This is a genomic window from Chromobacterium paludis, from assembly GCF_008275125.1.
GTDB lineage: Bacteria > Pseudomonadota > Gammaproteobacteria > Burkholderiales > Chromobacteriaceae > Chromobacterium > Chromobacterium paludis.
Genome location: NZ_CP043473.1, coordinates 438883 through 459698 on the forward strand (window position 1 = coordinate 438883; position 20816 = coordinate 459698).

Below are 20816 nucleotides of genomic sequence, written 5' to 3' on the forward strand. Positions count from 1 at the left end.
GATTTACTGCCGGGCGGCCGCGCCGCGCTTATGGCGCAGGAACTCGATGATGGCGGGCAGGAAGGAGACGATGATGATGCCCAGCACCAGCAGCTCCAGATTTTTGCGCACGAAGGGCAGGTTGCCGAAGAAGTAGCCGGCGTAGACGAAGCCCGCCACCCACAGCACCGCGCCGATCACGTTGTAGACGGTGAATTGGCGGTAGCCCATGGCGCCGATGCCGGCGACGAAGGGCGCGAAGGTGCGCAGAATGGGCGCGAAGCGGGTGAAGATGATGGTCTTGCCGCCGTGGCGCTCGAAGAAAGCGTGGGTTTTGGCCAGGTATTCGGGCTTGATCAGGCGCGGGTAGCGCTGCAGCAGGGCCTTGCCCAGGTAGCGGCCTATGGTGTAGTTGGCGGTGTTGCCCAGGATGCCGGCCACAATCAGCGTGCCGGTCAGCGTGTGCACGTCCATCTGCCCCATGGCGGCCAGCGCGCCGGCGACGAACAGCAGCGAGTCGCCGGGCAGGAAAGGCGTCACCACCAGGCCGGTTTCGCAGAAGATGATCAGGAACAGGATGGCGTAGATCCACGGACCGTAGTTGGCCACCAGCTGCGCCAGATGGGTGTCGATGTGCAGAATGAAATCGATCAGGAATGTCAGGACTTCCATGAGGGCTTCCGTGCGTAGTTGAACTGCGGGTTGAGCGAAGGGCGCGCAAAAAACTGGCCGGACAAGCCGGCCAGGCTGCTGACAAAATGAATCGGTACGATTTTAGAGGACCCGGCATAGCCGGGCCTCGCCAAATAAGCGGCTCATTCAGCAGCCTTCCTATTTGGATCCCAATCCCCCGCCCTTGCCCTGCAAGGGAGCCTCGCCTTCAAGAAGGCGAGGAGGGCTATCAACAGCCGACTGGCCGGACAAGCCGGCCAGTTTTCATCGGGCGGGGGTCAGACCACCGCTTCCTCTTTCTGTTTCACCGGCTTGATCATGTGCTCGCGCTTCACACCCAGCCACAGGGCGATCGGGCTGGCCACCAGCACCGACGAGTAGATGCCGAACACGATGCCTATGGTCAGCGCCATGGCGAAGCCGTGCAGCGCCGGGCCGCCGAACACCAGCATGGACACCACCATCATTTCGGTGGAGAAGTGGGTGATGATGGTGCGGCTCATGGTGGAGGTGATGGCGTTGTCTATCACCTGATTGACCGCCATGTGGCGGGTGCCCGGCTTGCGGAAGTTTTCGCGAATCCGGTCGAACACCACCACCGACTCGTTCACCGAGTAGCCCAGCACCGCCAGCACGCCGGCCAGCACGGTCAGCGAGAACTCCCAGCGGAAGAAGGCGAAGCAGCCCAGGATGATCACCACGTCGTGCATATTGGCGATGATGGCCGCCACGGCGAAGCGCCATTCGAAGCGGATGGCCAGGTAGAGCATGATGCCCAGGCAGACCAGGATCACCGCGGTCAGGCCGCTGGACACCAGTTCGGCGCCCACGCTGGGGCCGACGAAGTCCACCTTGCGCAGCTGCACGCCGGCGTCGGCGGCCTTCAGCTGCCCCATCACTTTTTCCGACAGCTGGGCCGAGCTGGTGCCCGGCTTGTTGGGCAGGCGGATCATCACGTCGCGGCTGCTGCCCAGGTTCTGCACGGTGGATTCGCCCAGCTTCAGGCCGTCCACCTGGTCGCGGATCTGGTCCAGATTGGCCGACTGCTGGTACTGCACTTCCAGCACGGTGCCGCCGGTGAACTCCACGCTGAAGTTCAGGCCGCGGGTGGCCAGGAAGAATACGGCGAGGATGAAGGTCACCAGCGAGATCGCGGTGGTGAGCCTGCCGTAGCTCATGAACGGGATGTCCCGTTTAATGCGGAAAAGCTCCATGGTTTAGCCCTTGTTTTCCGGTTTCCACACCTGGCCGATGGCCAGCGAGGTCAGTTTGCGGCGACGGCCGTACCACAGGTTCACCAGGCCGCGCGACACCAGCACCGCCGAGAACATCGAGGTCATGATGCCCAGGCAGTGCACGATGGCGAAGCCGCGCACCGGGCCGGTGCCGAAGATCATCAGCGCCAGGCCGGCGATCAGCGTGGTGACGTTGGAGTCCAGGATGGTGTGCCAGGCGTGGTTGTAGCCGGCCTGGATGGCCGAGTGAGGCGGCACGCCGTTGCGCAGCTCCTCGCGGATGCGCTCGTTGATCAGCACGTTGGCGTCGATGGCCATGCCCAGGGCCAGCGCGATGGCGGCGATGCCGGGCAGGGTCAGCGTGGCCTGCAGCATGGACAGGATAGCGATCAGGAAGAACACGTTCATCGCCAGCGACAGGCCGGAGAACACGCCGAACATGCCGTAGTACAGCACCATGAAGGCGACGATGGCGGCGAAGCCCCATAAGGTGGCGTGGAAGCCCTTCTCGATGTTTTCCTTGCCCAGGCTAGGTCCGATGGTGCGTTCTTCGATGATGTTCATCGGCGCGGCCAGGGAGCCGGCGCGCAGCAGCAGGGCGGTGTCGTTGGCTTCGGCGCTGTTCATGCTGCCGGAGATTTCCACGCGGCCGCCGCCGATTTCGGTGCGGATCACCGGCGCGGTGACCACTTCCTTGTGGCCGCGGTCCACCAGCACCATGGCCATGCGTTTGCCGACGTTTTCAGCGGTCAGTTGGCGGAAGATCGAGGCGCCGGCGCTGTCCAGATTGATGCTGACGGCGGGCGCGCCGAACTGGTCGAAGCTCGGTTGGGCGTCGTTGATATTGTCGCCGGTCAGCTCCACATCGCTCTTCAGCAGAATCTTGCTCTGGCCGCGCGAGGTGGCTTCGTCCAGCAGCTCATAGCCTGCGGGCACGTTGCCGGCCATGGCTTCGGCCATCTTGCCCTGGTCGTCTTCGACCATGTGCACTTCCAGCGTGGCGGTGCGGCCGATGATGTCCTTGGCGCGAGCCGTGTCCTGGATGCCGGGCAGCTGCACCACGATGCGGTTCGGGCCGGCCTGCTGGATGATGGGCTCGGTGGTGCCCAGTTCGTTGACGCGGTTATGCAGGGTGGTGATGTTTTGCTTCACCGCGTCGTTTTCGATCTTGGTGATCTCTTCCGGCTTCAGCGTCAGGATTAGCTTGCTGCTGGCGTCGTCGGCGCGGATGGCCAGCGTCGGCACGGCGCGGTAGGCCACGTCCTGGGCGGACTTCAGCGTGTCGGCGTCGCGCAGCTGCACTTCCAGCGTATTGCCCACGCGCTTGATGTCGCCGTAGCGCACTTGCTTGTTCTTCAGCTCGCGCTTGATGTCGCCGGCGTAGCGCTGCATCGCCTTGTCTATGGCCGCCTTCATGTCCACTTCCAGCAGGAAGTGCACGCCGCCGCGCAAGTCCAGACCCAGGAACATCGGGTTGGCGCGCAGCGAGGTCAGCCAGGCCGGGGAGGCCGGCAGCAGATTCAGCGCGATGATGTAGTTGTCGCCCAGCGCGTGCTGGATGGCGTCGCGCGCCTTCAGCTGGGTGTCGGTGTCCTTGAAGCGGACCTTCAGGGTGTTGGTGTCGAGGAACACGCCGTCAGGGTTGATGTTCTGCGCCTTCAGCGCGTCTTCCACGCGCGCCATCAGGTCCGTGTCGACCGGGATGGACTGGCGCGTGCTGGAGACCTGCACCGCGGGCGTCTCGCCGTAGAAGTTGGGCAGCGTGTAGATCGTCGAGATGATCAGCGCCACCGCGATGACGAGGTATTTCCAGAGAGGGTAGCGGTTCATGTTCTAGTTCTGGAGTAGGAAATGAACAGGCCGCCTGCGGAAGATTCCGGGGGCGGCCGTGATGGGCTTACAGGGACTTCAGGGTGCCCTTTTCCAGCTTGGCGCTGACGGCGCCGCGCTGAACATTGATTTCCACCTTGTCGGCGATTTCCAGGGTCAGGTATTGCTCGCTGACCTTGGACACGCGGCCGATGATGCCGCCCTGGGTGACCACTTCGTCGCCCTTCTGGATTTCCGACAGCATCTTCTGGGTTTCCTTCATGCGCTTCTGCTGAGGACGGATCATCAGGAAGTAGAACAGCACGAAGATCACGATCATGGGCAGGAAGCCCATCAGATCGAAACCGGCGGGCGTGGCGCCGCCGGCGGCGTAAGCGGGAGTGATGAACATCAGGGAAACTCCTAGATTCGTTATGCTTGAATTCAAACAGGCCATTGTAGCCATGCTCCATGGCTTTTCCAACCATGGAGAACGGCAAGGGCATGGGACCGGCGGCGGGGCGTCGCGGTTCCCCGCGGCGGAGAGCGCGGCGAAAGTGAAACTAACGCCGCGCGCGCCGTTTTTGTTGACCGCGCTTAGTTGACGCCGCGCGCGCGCTTGGCGGCGAACTCCAGGCGGAAGTCCTCGAAGCGGTCTTCCTCGATGGCCTTGCGCATCTCCCGCATCAGCTCCTGGTAGTAATGCAGGTTGTGGATGGTGTTCAGGCGCGCGCCCAGGATTTCGCCCACGCGGTGCAGATGGTGCAGATAGGCGCGGCTGAAGTTGCGGCAGGCGTAGCAGGCGCACGCTTCGTCCAGCGGCTTCTTGTCGTCCTTGTAGCGCGCGTTCTTGATCTTGACGTCGCCCCATTGGGTGAAGATCCAGCCATTGCGCGCGTTGCGGGTCGGCATCACGCAGTCGAACATGTCCACGCCGTTGGCCACGCCGTGCACCAGATCTTCCGGCGTGCCCACGCCCATCAGGTAGTGCGGCTTCTCGGCCGGCAGCATGTCCTTCAGTTCGGTCAGCATGCGGTACATTTCCGGCTTGGGCTCGCCCACCGACAGGCCGCCGATGGCGATGCCGTCGAAGCCGACTTGCATCAGGCCTTCCAGCGACTCCTGGCGCAAATCGGTATAAAGGTTCCCTTGCACGATGCCGAACAGCGCGTTGGGGTTTTTCAGGTCGTCGAAGGCGCGGCGCGAGCGTTCGGCCCAGCGCAAGCTCATCTGCAAGGACTTCTGCGCGGTGGCGTGGTCCACCTGGCCTGGCGTGCACTCGTCCAGCTGCATCACGATGTCCGAATTGAGCACGGTCTGGATCTTCATCGAGATCTCCGGACTCAGGAACAGCTTGTCGCCGTTGATCGGGCTTTGGAAGGTGCAGCCTTCCTCGGTCAGCTTGCGCATGTCGGACAGGCTGAACACCTGGAAGCCACCGGAGTCGGTCAGGATGGGCTTATCCCAGCCGATGAACTCGTGCAGGCCGCCGAACTGCTCGACGATCTCCAGTCCCGGGCGCAGCCACAGGTGGAAGGTGTTGCCCAGGATGATCTGCGCGCCGATGTCGTTCAGCTCGACCGGGCTCATGGCCTTGACCGAGCCGTAAGTGCCCACCGGCTGGAATACCGGGGTCTCCACGGTGCCGTGGTTCAGCTCCAGCGTGCCGCGCCGCGCGCCGCCGGAGGTTTTGTGTACGGTAAACTTCAACATTATTCGAAGTGTCGCTTCAGGGTTTGTTTAGCAAAATCAGTCCGCTAGTATACAGCAAGCGCGCGCGCCGCGCCGGAAATGCAAAAAAGTGCTTGCCAAGATGGGAAGGCTCTTATACTATGCACACCTCGACGACAGGCACGTAGCTCAGTTGGTTAGAGCACCACCTTGACATGGTGGGGGTCGTTGGTTCGAATCCAATCGTGCCTACCAAATTCAATGCATGGAGTGAACAAGTGAAAGCCTTGCGAACTACCACTACCCGACATACTCACGGAAGCTGAGCCTTGCGGGTTATACCATGCGAAAAAAGAAGTGCGGCTCAGGCCGCACTTTTTTTTTGTCCTTTTGCTTTAGAATCGCTGATAAAAACCTCTCGCCCTCGTTGGAGTTGATATGCCAGACATTCGCTTGCCGGACGGCTCGGTCCGTTCATTCGACAAACCGGTAACGGTTCATGAAGTGGCCGCTTCCATCGGCACTGGTCTGGCGCGCGCCGCGCTGGCGGGCCGCGTGGATGGCCAGCTGGTGGATACCAGCTACCTGATAGACCGCGACGCGGATCTGGCCATCGTCACCGACAAGGACGCCGACGGCCTGTCCATCATCCGCCACTCCACCGCCCACTTGCTGGCCTATGCCGTCAAGGAGCTGTTCCCGGAGGCGCAGGTGACCATCGGGCCGGAGATTGAAAACGGCTTCTACTACGACTTCGCCTACAAGCGCCCGTTCACGCCGGAAGATCTGGCGGCGATCGAGAAGAAGATGGCCGAGCTGGCGAAGAAGGATATCCCGGTCGAGCGCTACGAGCTGCCGCGTGATGAGGCCATCGCCTACTTCAAGAGCATAGGCGAGGCCTACAAGGCCGAGATCATCGAGTCGATTCCGCAGGGCGAGGTGCTGAGCCTGTACCGCGAAGGCGAATTCACCGATTTGTGCCGCGGCCCGCACGTGCCGTCCACCGGCAAGCTGAAGGTGTTCAAGCTGATGAAGGTGGCCGGTGCCTACTGGCGCGGCGACAGCAAGAACGAAATGCTGCAGCGCGTCTACGGCACGGCCTGGGCCAAGAAGGAAGACCTGGAAGCCTATCTGTTCATGCTGGAAGAGGCGGAAAAGCGCGACCACCGCAAGCTGGGCGTGCAGCTGGACCTGTTCCACCTGCAGGACGAGGCGCCGGGCATGGTGTTCTGGCACCCCAAGGGCTGGCAGCTGTGGCAGAGCGTTGAACAATACATGCGCGCCAAGCTGAATGCCGAAGGCTACAAGGAAGTGCGCACGCCGATGATGATGGACGCCCACCTGTGGGAGCGTTCCGGCCACGCCGCCAACTATCGCGAAAACATGTTCATCACCGAGTCGGAGAAGCGCGACTACGCGGTGAAGCCGATGAACTGCCCGGGTCATGTGCAGATCTTCAACAGCGGCCTGCGCTCCTATCGCGATCTGCCGCTGCGCTATGCCGAGTTCGGTTCCTGCCATAGAAACGAACCGTCCGGCGCGCTGCACGGCATCATGCGCGTGCGCGGCTTCGTGCAGGATGATGGCCACATCTTCTGTACCGAAGATCAGATCAATCAGGAAGCCAAGGATTTCCATCGTCTGGTGATGGAAGTGTACGACCGCTTCGGCTTCGACAAGGTGGCGATCAAGCTGGCCTTGCGTCCGGAAAAGCGCATCGGCGAAGAGTCCACCTGGGACAAGGCCGAAGAAGGCATGCGCGAAGCGCTGCGCGCTTGCGGCGTGGAGTGGACGGAGCTGCCGGGCGAGGGCGCTTTCTACGGTCCGAAGATCGAATACCACATCAAGGACGCGCTGGGACGTTCCTGGCAGTGCGGCACGCTGCAGCTGGACTTCATGCTGCCGGAGCGCCTGGACGCCGAGTATGTGGCCGACGACAATAGCCGCAAGCGTCCGGTGATGCTGCACCGCGCGGCGCTGGGTTCGCTGGAGCGTTTCCTGGGGATTTTGATCGAAAACCACGCCGGCGCCTTCCCGCTGTGGTTGGCTCCGGTGCAGATGGTGGTGATGAATATCACCGAAGCGCAGGCGGATTATGCGTCCGGCATCGCCAAAGCGCTTGAGAAACAAGGCTTCCGCGTCGATCTTGACTTGAGAAACGAGAAGATCGGCTATAAAATCCGCGAACATAGTCTGCAAAAGTTGCCGTATCAGATCATCGTCGGCGACAAGGAAAAGGCAGACGGCTTGGTTGCCGTGCGCGCGCGCGGCGAGGACTTGGGCCAGCTCACGCTGGACGCGTTCATCGCCCGCCTCAAGGCTGAGATGCCCGAGGCCTGATTCAGCGGCGGCATGCATACATTTATTTAGGAGATTTCAGCTATAGCTCAGGAACGCGAAGCACGGATCAACGGCGAGATAACCGCTCGCGAGATCCGTCTGGTTGGTAAGGAAGGTGAGCAGATTGGCATCGTCAGTCTGCGTGAAGCAATGGCTCTGGCCGAAGAGAACGACGTGGATCTGGTAGAGATCTCGCCGACTGCTCAACCGCCGGTGTGCAAGCTGATGGACTACGGTAAGTACAAGTACGAAATGTCCAAGAAGCGCCACGAAGCCAAGCAGAAGCAGAAGCAGGTTCAGATCAAGGAAATCAAATTCCGTCCGGGCACCGACGATGGCGACTACAACGTCAAGTTGCGCAACCTGGTCCGTTTCCTGTCTGAAGGCGACAAGGCCAAGGTCACCCTGCGCTTCCGCGGACGTGAGATGGCACACCAAGACATCGGTCTCGCGCTGCTCAAGCGCGTAGAGGCCGATCTGGCGGAAGTGGGCACGGTAGAACAGTTCCCGCGCCTGGAAGGCCGCCAGATGGTAATGATGATTGCGCCGAAGAAGAAATAATCGGTATAATCATCGTTCCGACACGGCAGAGTGCGCTCTGCCGTGTTGATTTTGTAGGTCGGCAACGATCTGCTTCAAAAGCGTGACGCAGTGGTTGCAAGCGCGGAACGGTTCACCGGACCGCCACCCTGTGTCTAATCTAAACAAAATTCAGCAGGAGCATTTCCATGCCGAAAATGAAGACCAAGTCGAGCGCGAAAAAGCGTCTCAAAGTGCTGGGCAGCGGTGGTATCAAGCGTTCCTACGCCTTCAAGCGTCACATCCTGACCAAGAAGACCACCAAGAACAAGCGCCAACTGCGTGGCACCACCATGGTGGATGCAACGAACATGGCCTCTGTTCGCGCCATGATGCCCTACGCTTAAGGAGACTGAAATATGCCACGCGTAAAACGCGGTGTAACCGCACGTGCTCGTCACAAGAAAATCCTCGCCCTGGCGAAAGGCTATCGCGGCCGCCGGAAGAACGTCTATCGCATCGCCAAACAGGCGGTGATGAAGGCGGGTCAATACGCCTACCGCGACCGTCGTCAGAAAAAGCGTCAGTTCCGTCAACTGTGGATTGCTCGTATCAACGCAGCTGCCCGTGAAAACGGCCTGCCGTACAGCAAGTTCATGAACGGTCTGAAAAAAGCCGGCATCGAAATCGACCGCAAGGTCCTGGCCGATCTGGCCGTGTTCGAAAAGGCCGCTTTTGCTCAGATCGTCGAAAAGGCGAAAGCAAGCCTCGCTGCTTAATCGCCCGGACGAACTTAAAGGGAGGCAATCGCCTCCCTTTTTTTCTATTCGCGCCTCCTAGAATGTTGATCCAATCCTGCATGTTTGTTGCAAGATTTGATCAGCCTTTTATTCGCATGCGGTGTGGAACACGATGAACAACGTTGACGCGATTCTCCAAGCTGGTCTGTCCGCCGTCGCCGGCGTGGCCGACCTGATCGAACTCGAGCAGGTCAAGGCGCGCTACCTTGGCAAGAGCGGCGAGTTGACCGAACTCCTGAAGCAGCTGGGCAAGCTGGCGCCGGAAGAGCGCAAGGCCGCAGGCGCGACCATCAACCAGGCCAAGCAGGCGTTCGAGGCCGCGCATAACGACAAGCGCGACCAACTCAACGCCGCCAAGCTGGAAGCCCAGCTGGCCGCCGAGGCGCTGGACGTCACCCTGCCGGGCCGCGGGGCCCTGGGCGGCGGCCTGCATCCGGTGGCGCTGACCTTGGAGCGCATTGCCGGCCTGTTCCGCACCATGGGCTTCGAAGTGGCCGACGGCCCGGAAATCGAAAGCGATTTCTACAACTTCCAGGCGCTGAACATCCCGGAAAACCATCCCGCGCGCGCGATGCAAGACACGTTCTACGTGGAAAACGGCGACGTGCTGCGCACCCATACCAGCCCGATCCAGGCGCGTTTCATGGAAAGCCATCAGCCGCCGATCAAGATCGTCGCGCCGGGCCGCGTGTATCGCGTGGACTCGGACGCTACCCATTCGCCGATGTTCCACCAGATGGAAGGCCTGTGGGTGGAAGAGGGCGTGTCCTTCGCCGACCTGAAGGCGGTGGTCACCGATTTCCTGCGCCGCTTCTTCGAGCGCGATGACCTGCAAGTGCGTTTCCGTCCGTCCTTCTTCCCGTTCACCGAGACCTCGGCCGAGATCGACGTGCTGGACGAACAAGGGCGCTGGCTGGAAGTGGGCGGCTGCGGCATGGTGCACCCCAAGGTGCTGAGCATCGCCAACATCGACCCGGAAAAATACACCGGCTTCGCCTTCGGCATCGGCCTGGACCGTTTCGCCATGCTGCGCTATGGCGTCAACGATCTGCGCCTGTTCTTCGAGAACGATCTCAACTTCCTGAAGCAATTCAACTGATCGCGCACGGAGCCGAACTATGCAATTTTCCGAACAATGGCTGAGAAGCTGGGTCAATCCGGCGCTGAACACCGAACAACTGTCCGAGCTGCTGACCATGGCAGGCCTGGAGGTGGAAGAAACCGTCGCTGCCGCGCCCGCATTCAGCGGCGTGGTCATCGCCGAGGTGAAGGAATGCGTCAAGCATGAGAACGCCGACCGCCTGCGCGTGACCAAGGTCGACGTGGGCACTGGCGAATGGATCCAGATCGTTTGCGGCGCGCCCAATGTCGCCGTCGGCGTGCGCGTGCCATGCGCCTTGCCTGGCGCCATCCTGCCGGGCGACTTCAAGATCAAGCCGACCAAGATGCGCGGCGTGGAATCGGGCGGCATGCTGTGCTCCGGCAAGGAGCTGGGCGTGCCGGAAGACGTGGACGGCCTGATGCTGCTGCCGGCCGACGCGCCGGTGGGCCAGAGCATCCGCGACTACCTGGGCCTGGACGACCAGCTGTTCACGCTGAAGATCACGCCTAACCGCGCCGACAGCCTGTCCATCCGCGGCATCGCCCGCGAAGTGGCGGCGCTGACCGGCGCCGAACTGAAGCCGGTGGCCATCGCCCCGGTGGCGCCCTCCATCGACGACGTGCGTCCGGTGAAGATCGAAGCGCGCCAGGCCTGCGGCCGCTACCTGGGCCGCGTGGTCAAGGGCGTCAATGCCGCCGCCGCCACGCCGGACTGGATGCGTCGGCGCCTGGAGCGTTCCGGCCTGCGCTCGATTTCCGCCATCGTAGACATCACCAATTACATCCTGCTGGAGCAGGGACAGCCCATGCACGCTTTCGATCTGGCCAAGATCGAGGGCGGCATCACCGTGCGCCAAGCGCGCAAGGGCGAGAGCCTGCTGTGCCTGAACGAAAAGACCGTCGAGCTGCAGGACAAGCATCTGGTGATCGCCGACGACGCCAAGCCGCTGGCCATGGGCGGCATCATGGGCGGCGAGCACAGCGGCGTCACCACCGCAAGCCGCGACATCTTCCTGGAATCCGCGTTCTTCGCGCCGGAAGCGATCGCGGGCAAGGCGCGGGAGCTGGGTTTCGGCTCCGATTCTTCCTACCGCTACGAGCGCGGCGTGGACTTCGCGCTGCAGCGCGACGCCATTGAGCGCGCCACCCGCCTGGTGCTGGACATCTGCGGCGGCGAAGCCGGCCCGGTGGTCGAGGAAGTGGCCGAGCTGCCTAAGCGTCAAGCCGTGCAGTTGCGCGTCGCCCGCGTGGCCAAGGTTTTGGGCGTGGCGCTGTCCGCCGAGCAAATCGGCGACATCCTGTCTCGCCTGGGCCTGGCCCACTCGCTGGAAAACGACATCTTCACCGTGCAGGCGCCGTCGTTCCGCTTCGACATCGAGATCGAGGAAGATCTGATCGAGGAAGTGGCGCGCGTCTACGGTTACAACCATATCCCCGCCGACGCGCCGCGCTCCGGCATGCGCATGCTGGCGCAGCCGGAAGAGAAGCGTCCGCTGGATCAGCTGCGCCATCTGCTGGCCAGCCGCGACTACCAGGAAGTGGTCAGCTACGCTTTTGTCGATGAGCGCTGGGAGCGCGACTTCGCCGGCAACGACAACGCGATCCGCCTGCAGAACCCGATCGCCAGCCAGATGAGCGTGATGCGCTCGTCGCTGATCGGCGGCCTGGTGGACGTGCTGGCGGGCAATATCAACCGCAAGCAGCCGCGCGTGCGCTTGTTCGAGGTCGCGCGCGTGTTCTTGCGCGGCGCGGACGGCTACGAGCAGCCGGAAAAAGCGGCCGGCCTGGCCTGGGGACCGCGTCTGGCCGAACAGTGGGGCGCCAAGTCCGAGCGCGTCGATTTCTTCGACGTCAAGGCCGATGTCGAGGCATTGTTGCATCCGGTCAAGGCCGACTACCGCAAGGCCAGTCATCCGGCCTTCCATCCCGGCCGCTGCGCCGAGGTGCTGGTGGCGGGCAAGGTTGTCGGCGTGATCGGCGAGCTGCATCCTCAGTGGGTGCAGGCTTACGATCTGCTCAATGCGCCGGTGTTGTTCGAACTGGATCTGAACGCGGTGACAGCCCGCAGCCGCATCAAGGCGCAGCCGGTCAGCAAGCTCCAACCGGTGCGCCGCGACCTGGCCTTGCTGGTGGACGAGTCCGTGAGCGTGGCGCAATTGTTGACGGCATTTGATGCCAAGCGGGCGGCTATCGTCAGTGAAATCGCTTTGTTCGACGTTTATCGTGGCAAAGGCGTGGCCGAAGGCAAGAAGAGTCTGGCCTTTAGCGTGCTGATGCAGGACAATAGCCGCACTTTGACCGACGAGGATGTGGAGCCGGCGATGCAAGCGCTGCTGGATGCCGCGTCGGAGCTGGGCGCGCAGCTGCGCGTCTGATTGGGATGAAGGCGGGCGCGGGCGCCCGCCGATTGGTTCTGAAGTTTGAGGGGAATGTCATGACTTTGACGAAGGCTGAACTGGCCGATTTGCTGTTTGACCAGGTAGGTCTGAACAAACGCGAAGCCAAGGACATGGTCGAGTCGTTTTTTGAAGAGATCCGGCTGGCGCTGGAGTCCGGGGATTCGGTGAAATTGTCTGGTTTCGGCAATTTCCAGCTGCGCGACAAGCCGCAGCGTCCTGGCCGTAATCCCAAGACCGGGGAAGAGATTCCCATTACCGCGCGCCGTGTGGTAACGTTCCACGCAAGCCAGAAACTCAAGGGAATGGTTGAGCAATACCATGCTAACAAGCAAGGCTGATCTACCTTCGATTCCATCCAAGCGCTACTTCACCATCAGCGAAGTGGGCGAGCTGACCGGCGTGAAACCGCATGTGCTGCGTTATTGGGAGCAGGAATTCTGCCAATTGCGCCAGGTGAAGCGCCGTGGAAACCGTCGTTATTACCAGCATCACGAGGTGTTGCTGGTACGGAAAATCCGCGAGCTGCTATACGATGACGGCTTCACCATTCAAGGCGCTAGACAGCGCTTGGGAATGGGCGGGGACGGCGAGAGACCGATTACGGCGCAGGAAGTGCGTTCCGAGCTGGAATCCATTCTGCAATGGCTGGATTCAGGTGTTGGCAAAAAATAATAAATCGGTTAGAATACGTTTCTCTTGAGTCGGGGTGTAGCGCAGCCTGGTAGCGCATCTGCATGGGGTGCAGAGGGTCGGAAGTTCGAATCTTCTCACCCCGACCAACAAAACACTGCAGTATCCAATTCTTAAGCCATGCTGATGCATGGCTTTTTTGTTTGGCTGAACCGTGCCGCCCGGTTTTGCGGTCGCCGCGTTTTAATCGCATCGCGCCGATTTCCTCAGGCGCATTCGCGCCCTCTGCTGCGGATTTAAGCCATCCGCGATTTTCCGCTGATTACCTGAATGCCGCCGCTTGCCGCAGCGGCTTTAGACGCGCGGTTTTTGGCGTGTATTCCATTGGTTCCGCATTTTCTTTCTCCTGATATACTCGACCACTGCAGTCTCGTTACTTTCGTGTCGGGGCTGCTTTTTATCGTTATTTTGGACTTGTCCTTTCCATATGAACCATCCGCGTCCCGATTCGCCGTGCATTGCCCTGTGTTCTACCGCTCTTGGGGATAACGTCTGCCGCGGTTGCGTGCGCACTTTTGGCGAGATCAGTCAATGGTGCTTCATGGGGGAGGCCGAGCGCGAGGCGGTGTGGCGCAGGCTGCCGCAGCGGCAGCGCTTGCTGCGCGTGGCGGCTGCTTGCGGGGCCTTGCTGGAGCTGGAGTGCCGGGATGGTATGGAATGGGGGCGGTTGCCCAGCGGCGTGCGCTATCGGCTGGATGAGGACGGCGCCTTGCACCGATTGACGACGGATGGCCGCACTGAGGCATTGCATCGGGTGGAACTGACCCCGCAGCATGCCGCCGAGTGGCTGTTGCGTCGTGGCGAATAGGAAACAGGAATGGCAGACAGTTCGCGCGTGGAGTTCTGGGAGCAGCGTTATCAGGAGGGCGTGACGCCCTGGGAGGGGGCTAGCCTGCCGGAGCCGGCCCGCCGTTTTTTCGGGGCCTTGCCCGCGGGGCGGATCCTGCTGCCCGGCTGCGGCAGCGCGGGAGATCTGCCTGGACTGGCGGCGTTGGGGCATGCGCTGCTGGGCATAGACTTCAGTGCGACGGCCATTGAAAAAGCCAGACAGCAATGGCCAGCGCTTGCCGATAAGCTGCAGCTGGCGGATTTTTTCCAATTGGATGTGCCCGCTTTCGACGCCATGTTCGAGCGGGCTTTTTTGTGCGCGCTGCCCAGGGAAATGCGCGGCCGCTATGCGGAACAGGCGGCGCGGTTGATTGCGCGCGGCGGGGTGCTGGCCGGAGTGTTTTTTCTGAGCGAGGGCATGCGTGGGCCGCCTTTCCCCATCCAGGACGAGGAGCTGCGCGACTTGCTTCATCCCTGGTTTGAGCTGGAACAGGCTGAGCCTGTGCCGGAAGGGCTGCCGGTGTTCGCCGGGCGGGAGTGCTGGATGGTCTGGAGACGACGCTTGTTTGATCTGGATCAAGTTTGCGGGACGTGAAGGCATAGCCGACGCGAACGGTTTCATCAAAAATAGCGGCCTATAAAAAGAGCGGCGCGCAAGCATCAGGAGGAGCGGAAATGGAGTGGTTTTGGCGGCTGTACACGTTTTCGGAAAAAAGCTTCTGGAATAGCCTGACCAAGAAGTTGGGCAGTTTCTTCTTCATCAGCCTGTTTCAGCTGCTGATGGCCGGCTATTGCTATTACGCGCTGAGCGATATCCGGGCGACGGTGAGGCAATCGGGCGTATCGCCACAGGTGCTGGCACGCGTCGATGCCACGGTGGACAGCGCCCTGTATTGGACGCTGGGCCTGTGGCTGTTGAGTTTTGTGTTCATCGCCTTCATGGTGTGGTATCTGCGCTACCTGATTGTGCGGCCGCTGCGCATGATCATCCAGATCTTCAACGAGATTGGCGCGGGCGCGGGCGACTTGTCGCGCGAGATTCCCACCATTACATATGACGAGATCCGCGAGCTGTCGCAGTCCTATAACCGATTCTTGCTGAAAATGCGGGAAATCATCAGCAATGTGCGACGGATGACGGTGCGCATCGCCATGGACTCCGCCGTGACGCGACGCAATGTGAGCGATTCCGTCGGCAGCGCGCGGCAGCAGGAGGGCTTGGCCAAGCAGGTGAGCCAGGCTAGCGATCAATGCACGCGCGGGGCCGAGCAGGTGGCGGGGCAGACCGCCGCGATTTCGTCGACGACGGCGGAAAACCTCAGCGTGGCGCGCGAATCCTACCAGGAGCTGCGCGCGGTGACGGAAAGCATCCATGACATCAGCCGCAAGGTCGGCCACTTCAACCATACCGTGGAAGACCTGAGCCAGCGCTCGGCCAGCATCAAGGCGATTGTCGATCTGATCAAGGATGTCTCGGAGCAGACCAATCTGCTGGCCTTGAACGCGGCGATCGAGGCCGCGCGCGCGGGGGAGAGCGGGCGCGGCTTTGCCGTGGTGGCGGACGAGGTGCGCAAGCTGGCAGAGCGGGTCAAGACCGCCACGGACGAAATTTCCGGCAATATCGACGGCATGCTGGGCCTGGTGGCGAATACGCGACAGGAAACCGAGGCGATCACCGCCGACACCAATCAGGCGCGTGATGTGATTTCGCGTTCTTCCGAGCATTTCAGCAAGATGATGGGCGATTTTGAGGAGACGGCCAGCAGCTTGAATCAGATCGCCGCCACCATGCATGAATTCATGGATGCCAATCAGCAGGTTAACCAGCATGTGGTGGCGATCAACCAGCTGGGACAGGTGGTGAGCCAGCGGTTGGGGGAAACCGAGCGCGCTGCCTGCGAATTGACCGAGGCGGCGGAGCAGGTGCAGGGACTGGTGTCGAAATTCGTGATCGGCGAGGGGGCCTTCGACCAGGCTTTGAACAGCGCGCGCGCGGCGCGCGATCAGGTGCTGCAGGTATTGCTGGCGGAGTCGCAACGCGGTGTCGATCTGTTCGATCAACGCTATCAGCCTATCGCCGGCACTCAGCCGGTGAAGTACCGGACCAGTTATGACGGCAAGCTGGAGAAGGCGCTGCAGGCCTTGACGGACAGAGTGGTCGGCATGATCCCCGGGGGCAAATTTTGCGTCGCGGTGGACAGCAATGGCTATGCGCCCACGCATAACAGCTGGTATAGCCGGCCCTTGAGCGGGGATGCGCAGAAGGACCTGCTGGAAAGCCGCGACAAGCGCATCTTCAATGACCCGGCCGGACTGCGCGCGGCGCGCAACACCCAGCCCTTCCTGTTGCAGACCTATAGCCGCGATACCGGCGAGGTGCTGTCCGAGGTGGTGATGCCGCTGGATCTGAACGGCCGCCATTGGGGGGCGCTGCGAGTGGGTTTCGATCCCAACACCTTGTTGGCGCAGGGCTGAGCGAATGCTTAAAGAGAAGGGGGTTGCGGCCCCCTTCTTTATGGATGGCTTACAGCGACAGCGGCGTCAGCAGGGTGGCGATGCCCAGGCCCACAAACAAGACGGCGGCAATCGCGTGCATCAGCTTCTGCGGGACTTTTTTGGCCGCGACTTCGCCCAGCAAAACGGCCGGCACGTTGGCCAGCATCATCCCCAGCGTGGTGCCGGCCACCACCATGAACAGCTCCTCCGGAAAGCGCGCGGACAAGGCCATGGTGGCGATTTGGGTTTTGTCGCCCATCTCGGCCAGGAAGAAGGCGATGACGGTGGTGCCGAACACGCCGAAACGCTCGCGCAGCGCATCGCCGCTGTCCAGCTTGTCCGGAATCAGCATCCAGGCGGCCATAGCGATGAAGGATAGGCCCAGGCCCCAGCGCATGATGTCTGGCCCCACCTTGAGCATCAGCCAGTGGCCGACGGCGGCGGCGGCGAAGTGATTGACCAGGGTGGCGACGAAAATGCCCAGGATGATGGGCACGGGTTTCTTGAAGCGGGTAGCCAGCAACAGGGCCAGAAGCTGGGTCTTGTCGCCGATCTCGGCCAAGGCCACCACGCCGGTGGAAATCAGGAAGGCTTGCATGAAAACTCCAGGGGCCGCGCATACGCCATGACAGACCTGCGCGGCGGCCCCGCTGCGCGCAAGCATGTCATGGGTCTTGCCAAACGTAAGCTCGTCGCAACGGCCATGGCAGACGCCAAGTGTGTTGACCGTTGCCGGCGCTGTCGCGCGCCGAGGCTACTCCCCCAGAACGAGGCGGATTGTAGGGGAATCGCTTGCGGCAGGCAAGCGCGTCAGTCCAGTTGAGAGGTGCAGCACGGACAGCGCGTGGCCTTTTCCGGGATGGCCGACAGGCAGTAGCGGCATTCCTTGGTGGCTGGCGCGGCAGGAGCCTCCGCTGCGGGCGCTTCGCGCTTCAGCTTGTTGATGGCCTTGACCAGCATGAAGATGGCGAAGGCGACGATGATGAAGCTGACCAAGGCGTTGATGAATAGCCCCAGGTTCAAGGTCACGGCGCCGGCTTGTTTGGCGGCGGCGACGGAAACATAGGGGCCGGCTTGCTTGGCGCCGTCCTTGAGCACGAAAAACAGGTTGGAAAAGTCCACATTGCCTATCAGCAGGCCGATAGGCGGCATGATGACATCGTCCACCAGAGATTTGACGATGGAACCGAAGGCGCCGCCTATCACCACGCCGACGGCGAGATCAATCACATTGCCTTTGACGGCGAATTCCTTGAATTCTTTCAATACAGACATGGCTTTTCCTTTTATTTGATATTGAAAATTTTAACTGTTGTTGAATGCGCTTGGCAAAGTTAATGGGCTTGCGTTTGGACCCGTGGCCGCCGCTGCAACGTGCCAAGCAGCGCGCCATCCAGAATCAGCAAGATGGCGACGCCGGTCAGAGGATTGAGTTGGCCTTGGCCGCTGGCGGTTAGCAGCAGCGTGGACAGCAGCGGGGTGGCGTAGGACAGGGAGCCGATCTGCCGCGGATCGCCCAGGCGTAGGGCGCGTTCCCACAGGAAGAAGGCGCCGCCCATCGGCCCAAGGCCCAGCAGCAGCAGCGTCGCCCATTGCGCGGCGCTGGGGGCGGCTGCGGGTTCGAACAAGGCGTGGCACAGCAGCGACAGCAGGCCTGAGATCAGGCAGAAGCCGCCCATGGCGCTGCTGGGAAAAGCGCGTAGCCGGCTCAGCAGCAGGCTGAAGGTGGACCAGATCACCGCGGCGGCCATGGCCAGCAAGTAGCCGGGCAGGTATTGCTGCGACAGCGCCAACTTGCCGCCGGTCACAATCAGCCCGGCGCCGATGAAGCCCATCGCGCCGCCGATGAGGTGGCGGCGGTTCAGCTTGGCGCCTGGGCGGAACAGCGGCGTCAGCAGCACGATGAGCAAGGGCCACAGGTAATTGAGCAGATTGGCTTCCAGCGCCGGAGCCAGCCGAAAGGCGAAGAACAGCAGGAAGTGATAGCCGAATAGGCCATAAATTCCGATCAGCAGGGTGGGGATAGGCACTTTCCAGTCGCGCATGCGCCCGATGGACAGCAGGCTGCCGACGCACAGGCTGACGCCTACAACGAGGAAGGGCGGCAGGCCGCGGGTCAGCGCGCCCAGGGTGGCGAGCGAAGCCCATAGCAGGATGGCGCCGGCGGCGAGGGGAAGGGGTTGGTTCGGCATCGCTTCTCCATGGTTGAGAAGCGATTGTAAAAGGGAATCGACAAACGAAAAAGCCGCAGCGTGGGCTGCGGCTTCGTCGTATTCTGGCTCCCCGAGCAGGGCTCGAACCTGCGACCTGCGGATTAACAGTCCGTCGCTCTACCAACTGAGCTATCAGGGAACAAAACTTTGAATTGGGCGCTGAAAGGCGATGTGGCTCCCCGAGCAGGGCTCGAACCTGCGACCTGCGGATTAACAGTCCGTCGCTCTACCAACTGAGCTATCAGGGAACACATGACACTCAAAAACCGCCAGGATTAACTGGCTCCCCGAGCAGGGCTCGAACCTGCGACCTGCGGATTAACAGTCCGTCGCTCTACCAACTGAGCTATCAGGGAATTGAGTGAGGGCGAACTATATACGGTGCCGGTCTGGCGTGTCAATGCTTCAAGACATAAATTTTTCAAAAATCCGTCAGCCGGGATCAGGCGCCTGGCTAGGGGATTGTTGGCAAAGGTTTTTTTGCCGAGGCTCGCAGGCGGCTGGCCGCAGGCGGTGCTTGGCGTTAAGATCGCGCATCGATATCTATCGTGGAGTGATGCCATGTATGCGTTTTGGGAACAGTGGCTGCGTCAAAAGGGCGTCAGCGTGAATGAGGGCGGCGCGCCATCCGGCGAGGAACATTTGCAGCAGATTGATGCCGTGGAGCGCGAGACGGTATTGGCGCCGCTGGACCGTTTTTCTTTGATACGGGTGGAAGGGGAGGAGGCGGCTCCGTTTTTGCAAGGACAGTTGTCAAATGATATCCGCCTGCTGGACGACGCCAAGTTTGCGCAATACAGCACTTATTCAACGGCAAAAGGACGCATGCTGGCTAACTTCCTGATCTGGAAGCAGGAGGGCGGCTATTGGCTGATGGTGTCGGCGGATATCGCCGCAGCCATTGCCAAGCGATTGACCATGTTTGTCATGCGTTCCAAGGTCAAAGTCGCCCTGAATGAAGATTGGTTCGTTCTCGGCGTATCCGGTCCACAGTCGGCGAATATATTGCGCGCATATTTTGACGATGCGGAAGCATTGGAGAAAATGCAGGTATCGCTGCGCGAGGACGGCGCCTTGATTCGCTTGCCTCATGATGGTTTCTTTCTTGCCTCGCGCCGCGGCAGCGGCCTGGAGGGCAAGCTGGCCGATCAGGTCGCGTGGCGGCCGGTTTTGCAGGATGCATGGGCGCTTCATGATATTCGGGCTGGCATCGCCTGGGTGACGATGGCGATTCAGGAGCAGTTCGTTCCCCAGATGGCCAATATGGAGTTGATAGGCGCGGTGAACTTCAAGAAGGGGTGCTACCCTGGCCAGGAAATTGTGGCGCGTAGCCAGTACTTGGGGAAAATGAAGCGCAGAATGTTTCTTGTCGAGTTCGATCAGGCGTTGAGCGTGGGTGAAAAATTATATAGTCCCCAATTGCCGGAACAGTCGGTTGGCATGATGGCCGCGGTCTGTCAGATTGCCCCATCTCGGTATCAGGGACTTGCCGTCGTGCAATCTCAAACTTGGGAGTCAGGCGTATTTGCGGATGAAGCGCAGAAGATTTCCTTGCGTTGCTTGGAATTGCCATATTCGCTTGATCCTGCATCTGAATGATGGTTAATGTTTTCTTTTGATTCTTGACTTGCGCCAATCTAATTGGCTACATTACAGCCTGTAATTCGCAAATCAATAATCAACAAGGAACATCTCATGGATCTGTCGAAGTATGATTTTACCGAGCTGGTTGCGCTTAAGGCCGATGTCGAGAACGAAATCAAGCGTCGCGAAGTGGAAGAAAAATCCAAGGCGAAGAAGCAGATTCTCGAACTGGCCCGCGCTTATGGCCTGAGCGTGGAAGAAGTGCTGAGCAAGGCGGTAGCCGTGCGCAAGCCGGTTGAAGCCAAGTATCGCGACCCGAAGAACCCGGAGCAGACTTGGACTGGCCGTGGCCGCAAGCCGGCTTGGGTGCAAGCTTGGGTCGACAGCGGCAAGTCGCTGGAAGATCTGATGATCTGAGGTTTTGAAGATCATTGAAAAAAGCGCCTTTGCGGCGCTTTTTTTGTTTCCGCCGCACAGAAA

General features: G+C 61.0%; 21 protein-coding genes and 5 tRNA genes. 15 read left to right on the forward strand and 11 right to left on the reverse strand.

Going from position 1 to position 20816, the window contains the following annotated elements:
- Positions 1-3 precede the first annotated feature (3 nt).
- The 5 genes from FYK34_RS02090 to tgt all read right to left on the reverse strand — a co-directional run bounded on the left by FYK34_RS02090 (position 4) and on the right by tgt (position 5408).
- Positions 4-651 (reverse strand): DedA family protein, encoded by a 648-nt coding sequence (locus tag FYK34_RS02090; protein WP_149294836.1) that lies wholly within the window; start codon positions 649-651, stop codon positions 4-6.
- A 278-nt stretch (positions 652-929) separates the two neighbouring features.
- Positions 930-1865, reverse strand: coding sequence for a protein translocase subunit SecF (gene secF, locus FYK34_RS02095; protein ID WP_149294837.1), 936 nt, complete (start codon positions 1863-1865; stop codon positions 930-932).
- Positions 1866-1868: 3 nt separating this feature from the next.
- A complete protein-coding gene (gene secD, locus FYK34_RS02100; RefSeq protein WP_149294838.1) occupies positions 1869-3716 on the reverse strand; it encodes a protein translocase subunit SecD in 1848 nt (615 codons plus the stop codon).
- 67 nt (positions 3717-3783) lie between these two features.
- Complete coding sequence (yajC, locus tag FYK34_RS02105; RefSeq protein WP_149294839.1) at positions 3784-4107, reverse strand: preprotein translocase subunit YajC; 324 nt, start codon at positions 4105-4107, stop codon at positions 3784-3786.
- 185 nt (positions 4108-4292) lie between these two features.
- Positions 4293-5408, reverse strand: coding sequence for a tRNA guanosine(34) transglycosylase Tgt (gene tgt / locus FYK34_RS02110; protein WP_149294840.1), 1116 nt, complete (start codon positions 5406-5408; stop codon positions 4293-4295).
- A gap of 136 nt (positions 5409-5544) precedes the next feature.
- Between tgt and FYK34_RS02115 the strand changes: the two genes are divergently transcribed.
- From FYK34_RS02115 to FYK34_RS02175, 13 genes are all read left to right on the forward strand, one after another.
- Positions 5545-5621: transfer RNA gene (locus FYK34_RS02115), tRNA-Val, on the forward strand.
- A gap of 183 nt (positions 5622-5804) precedes the next feature.
- The gene (thrS, locus tag FYK34_RS02120; protein WP_149294841.1) at positions 5805-7706 is read left to right on the forward strand and encodes a threonine--tRNA ligase; all 1902 of its coding nucleotides are present in this window, start codon (positions 5805-5807) and stop codon (positions 7704-7706) included.
- A 42-nt stretch (positions 7707-7748) separates the two neighbouring features.
- Complete coding sequence (gene infC, locus FYK34_RS02125) at positions 7749-8267, forward strand: translation initiation factor IF-3 (RefSeq protein WP_174774536.1); 519 nt, start codon at positions 7749-7751, stop codon at positions 8265-8267.
- 167 nt (positions 8268-8434) lie between these two features.
- Positions 8435-8632, forward strand: a complete 198-nt coding sequence (gene rpmI, locus FYK34_RS02130; RefSeq protein ID WP_043626585.1) for a 50S ribosomal protein L35 — start codon at positions 8435-8437, stop codon at positions 8630-8632.
- A gap of 12 nt (positions 8633-8644) precedes the next feature.
- Entirely contained in the window at positions 8645-9004 is a 360-nt protein-coding gene (gene rplT / locus FYK34_RS02135) for a 50S ribosomal protein L20 (protein WP_043575501.1), read from the forward strand.
- A 133-nt stretch (positions 9005-9137) separates the two neighbouring features.
- Positions 9138-10124 (forward strand): phenylalanine--tRNA ligase subunit alpha, encoded by a 987-nt coding sequence (locus FYK34_RS02140; RefSeq protein ID WP_149294843.1) that lies wholly within the window; start codon positions 9138-9140, stop codon positions 10122-10124.
- Positions 10125-10143: 19 nt separating this feature from the next.
- Positions 10144-12501 (forward strand): phenylalanine--tRNA ligase subunit beta, encoded by a 2358-nt coding sequence (gene pheT, locus FYK34_RS02145; protein WP_149294844.1) that lies wholly within the window; start codon positions 10144-10146, stop codon positions 12499-12501.
- 59 nt (positions 12502-12560) lie between these two features.
- A complete protein-coding gene (locus FYK34_RS02150) occupies positions 12561-12863 on the forward strand; it encodes an integration host factor subunit alpha (RefSeq protein ID WP_011134908.1) in 303 nt (100 codons plus the stop codon).
- Positions 12844-13197, forward strand: a complete 354-nt coding sequence (locus tag FYK34_RS02155) for a MerR family transcriptional regulator (RefSeq protein ID WP_149294845.1) — start codon at positions 12844-12846, stop codon at positions 13195-13197. The genes FYK34_RS02150 and FYK34_RS02155 overlap by 20 nt, the downstream gene beginning before the upstream one ends.
- Positions 13198-13227: 30 nt before the next feature.
- A tRNA-Pro gene (locus FYK34_RS02160) sits at positions 13228-13304 on the forward strand.
- A 338-nt stretch (positions 13305-13642) separates the two neighbouring features.
- A complete protein-coding gene (locus FYK34_RS02165) occupies positions 13643-14023 on the forward strand; it encodes a DUF1289 domain-containing protein (protein ID WP_149294846.1) in 381 nt (126 codons plus the stop codon).
- Positions 14024-14032: 9 nt separating this feature from the next.
- Positions 14033-14638, forward strand: a complete 606-nt coding sequence (locus FYK34_RS02170; RefSeq protein ID WP_149294847.1) for a methyltransferase — start codon at positions 14033-14035, stop codon at positions 14636-14638.
- An 80-nt stretch (positions 14639-14718) separates the two neighbouring features.
- Positions 14719-16518: a methyl-accepting chemotaxis protein gene (locus FYK34_RS02175; protein WP_149294848.1), complete on the forward strand. Its 1800-nt coding sequence runs from the start codon at positions 14719-14721 to the stop codon at positions 16516-16518.
- A 49-nt stretch (positions 16519-16567) separates the two neighbouring features.
- Here the strand turns inward: FYK34_RS02175 and FYK34_RS02180 are convergent, their stop codons facing one another.
- From FYK34_RS02180 to FYK34_RS02205, 6 genes are all read right to left on the reverse strand, one after another.
- Entirely contained in the window at positions 16568-17137 is a 570-nt protein-coding gene (locus FYK34_RS02180) for a TMEM165/GDT1 family protein (RefSeq protein WP_149294849.1), read from the reverse strand.
- 212 nt (positions 17138-17349) lie between these two features.
- Entirely contained in the window at positions 17350-17814 is a 465-nt protein-coding gene (gene mscL / locus FYK34_RS02185; RefSeq protein WP_149294850.1) for a large conductance mechanosensitive channel protein MscL, read from the reverse strand.
- 59 nt (positions 17815-17873) lie between these two features.
- Entirely contained in the window at positions 17874-18731 is an 858-nt protein-coding gene (locus FYK34_RS02190; protein ID WP_149294851.1) for a DMT family transporter, read from the reverse strand.
- A gap of 84 nt (positions 18732-18815) precedes the next feature.
- A tRNA-Asn gene (locus FYK34_RS02195) sits at positions 18816-18891 on the reverse strand.
- A 33-nt stretch (positions 18892-18924) separates the two neighbouring features.
- Positions 18925-19000, reverse strand: a tRNA-Asn gene (locus FYK34_RS02200).
- Positions 19001-19032: 32 nt separating this feature from the next.
- Positions 19033-19108, reverse strand: a tRNA-Asn gene (locus tag FYK34_RS02205).
- Positions 19109-19217: 109 nt separating this feature from the next.
- On the opposite strand from FYK34_RS02205, the gene ygfZ reads away from it, so the two are divergent.
- Entirely contained in the window at positions 19218-20351 is a 1134-nt protein-coding gene (gene ygfZ, locus FYK34_RS02210) for a CAF17-like 4Fe-4S cluster assembly/insertion protein YgfZ (RefSeq protein ID WP_149294852.1), read from the forward strand.
- 96 nt (positions 20352-20447) lie between these two features.
- Complete coding sequence (locus FYK34_RS02215) at positions 20448-20753, forward strand: H-NS histone family protein (protein ID WP_149294853.1); 306 nt, start codon at positions 20448-20450, stop codon at positions 20751-20753.
- Positions 20754-20816: the final 63 nt, after the last annotated feature.

Coding starts and splice junctions, on each gene's coding strand:
- FYK34_RS02090 (WP_149294836.1), bottom strand. CDS start 651: ATGGAAGTCCTGACATTCCTGATCGATTTCATTCTGCACATCGACACC.
- secF (WP_149294837.1), bottom strand. CDS start 1,865: ATGGAGCTTTTCCGCATTAAACGGGACATCCCGTTCATGAGCTACGGC.
- secD (WP_149294838.1), bottom strand. CDS start 3,716: ATGAACCGCTACCCTCTCTGGAAATACCTCGTCATCGCGGTGGCGCTG.
- yajC (WP_149294839.1), bottom strand. CDS start 4,107: ATGTTCATCACTCCCGCTTACGCCGCCGGCGGCGCCACGCCCGCCGGT.
- tgt (WP_149294840.1), bottom strand. CDS start 5,408: ATGTTGAAGTTTACCGTACACAAAACCTCCGGCGGCGCGCGGCGCGGC.
- thrS (WP_149294841.1), top strand. CDS start 5,805: ATGCCAGACATTCGCTTGCCGGACGGCTCGGTCCGTTCATTCGACAAA.
- rpmI (WP_043626585.1), top strand. CDS start 8,435: ATGCCGAAAATGAAGACCAAGTCGAGCGCGAAAAAGCGTCTCAAAGTG.
- rplT (WP_043575501.1), top strand. CDS start 8,645: ATGCCACGCGTAAAACGCGGTGTAACCGCACGTGCTCGTCACAAGAAA.
- FYK34_RS02140 (WP_149294843.1), top strand. CDS start 9,138: ATGAACAACGTTGACGCGATTCTCCAAGCTGGTCTGTCCGCCGTCGCC.
- pheT (WP_149294844.1), top strand. CDS start 10,144: ATGCAATTTTCCGAACAATGGCTGAGAAGCTGGGTCAATCCGGCGCTG.
- FYK34_RS02150 (WP_011134908.1), top strand. CDS start 12,561: ATGACTTTGACGAAGGCTGAACTGGCCGATTTGCTGTTTGACCAGGTA.
- FYK34_RS02155 (WP_149294845.1), top strand. CDS start 12,844: ATGCTAACAAGCAAGGCTGATCTACCTTCGATTCCATCCAAGCGCTAC.
- FYK34_RS02165 (WP_149294846.1), top strand. CDS start 13,643: ATGAACCATCCGCGTCCCGATTCGCCGTGCATTGCCCTGTGTTCTACC.
- FYK34_RS02170 (WP_149294847.1), top strand. CDS start 14,033: ATGGCAGACAGTTCGCGCGTGGAGTTCTGGGAGCAGCGTTATCAGGAG.
- FYK34_RS02175 (WP_149294848.1), top strand. CDS start 14,719: ATGGAGTGGTTTTGGCGGCTGTACACGTTTTCGGAAAAAAGCTTCTGG.
- FYK34_RS02180 (WP_149294849.1), bottom strand. CDS start 17,137: ATGCAAGCCTTCCTGATTTCCACCGGCGTGGTGGCCTTGGCCGAGATC.
- mscL (WP_149294850.1), bottom strand. CDS start 17,814: ATGTCTGTATTGAAAGAATTCAAGGAATTCGCCGTCAAAGGCAATGTG.
- FYK34_RS02190 (WP_149294851.1), bottom strand. CDS start 18,731: ATGCCGAACCAACCCCTTCCCCTCGCCGCCGGCGCCATCCTGCTATGG.
- FYK34_RS02215 (WP_149294853.1), top strand. CDS start 20,448: ATGGATCTGTCGAAGTATGATTTTACCGAGCTGGTTGCGCTTAAGGCC.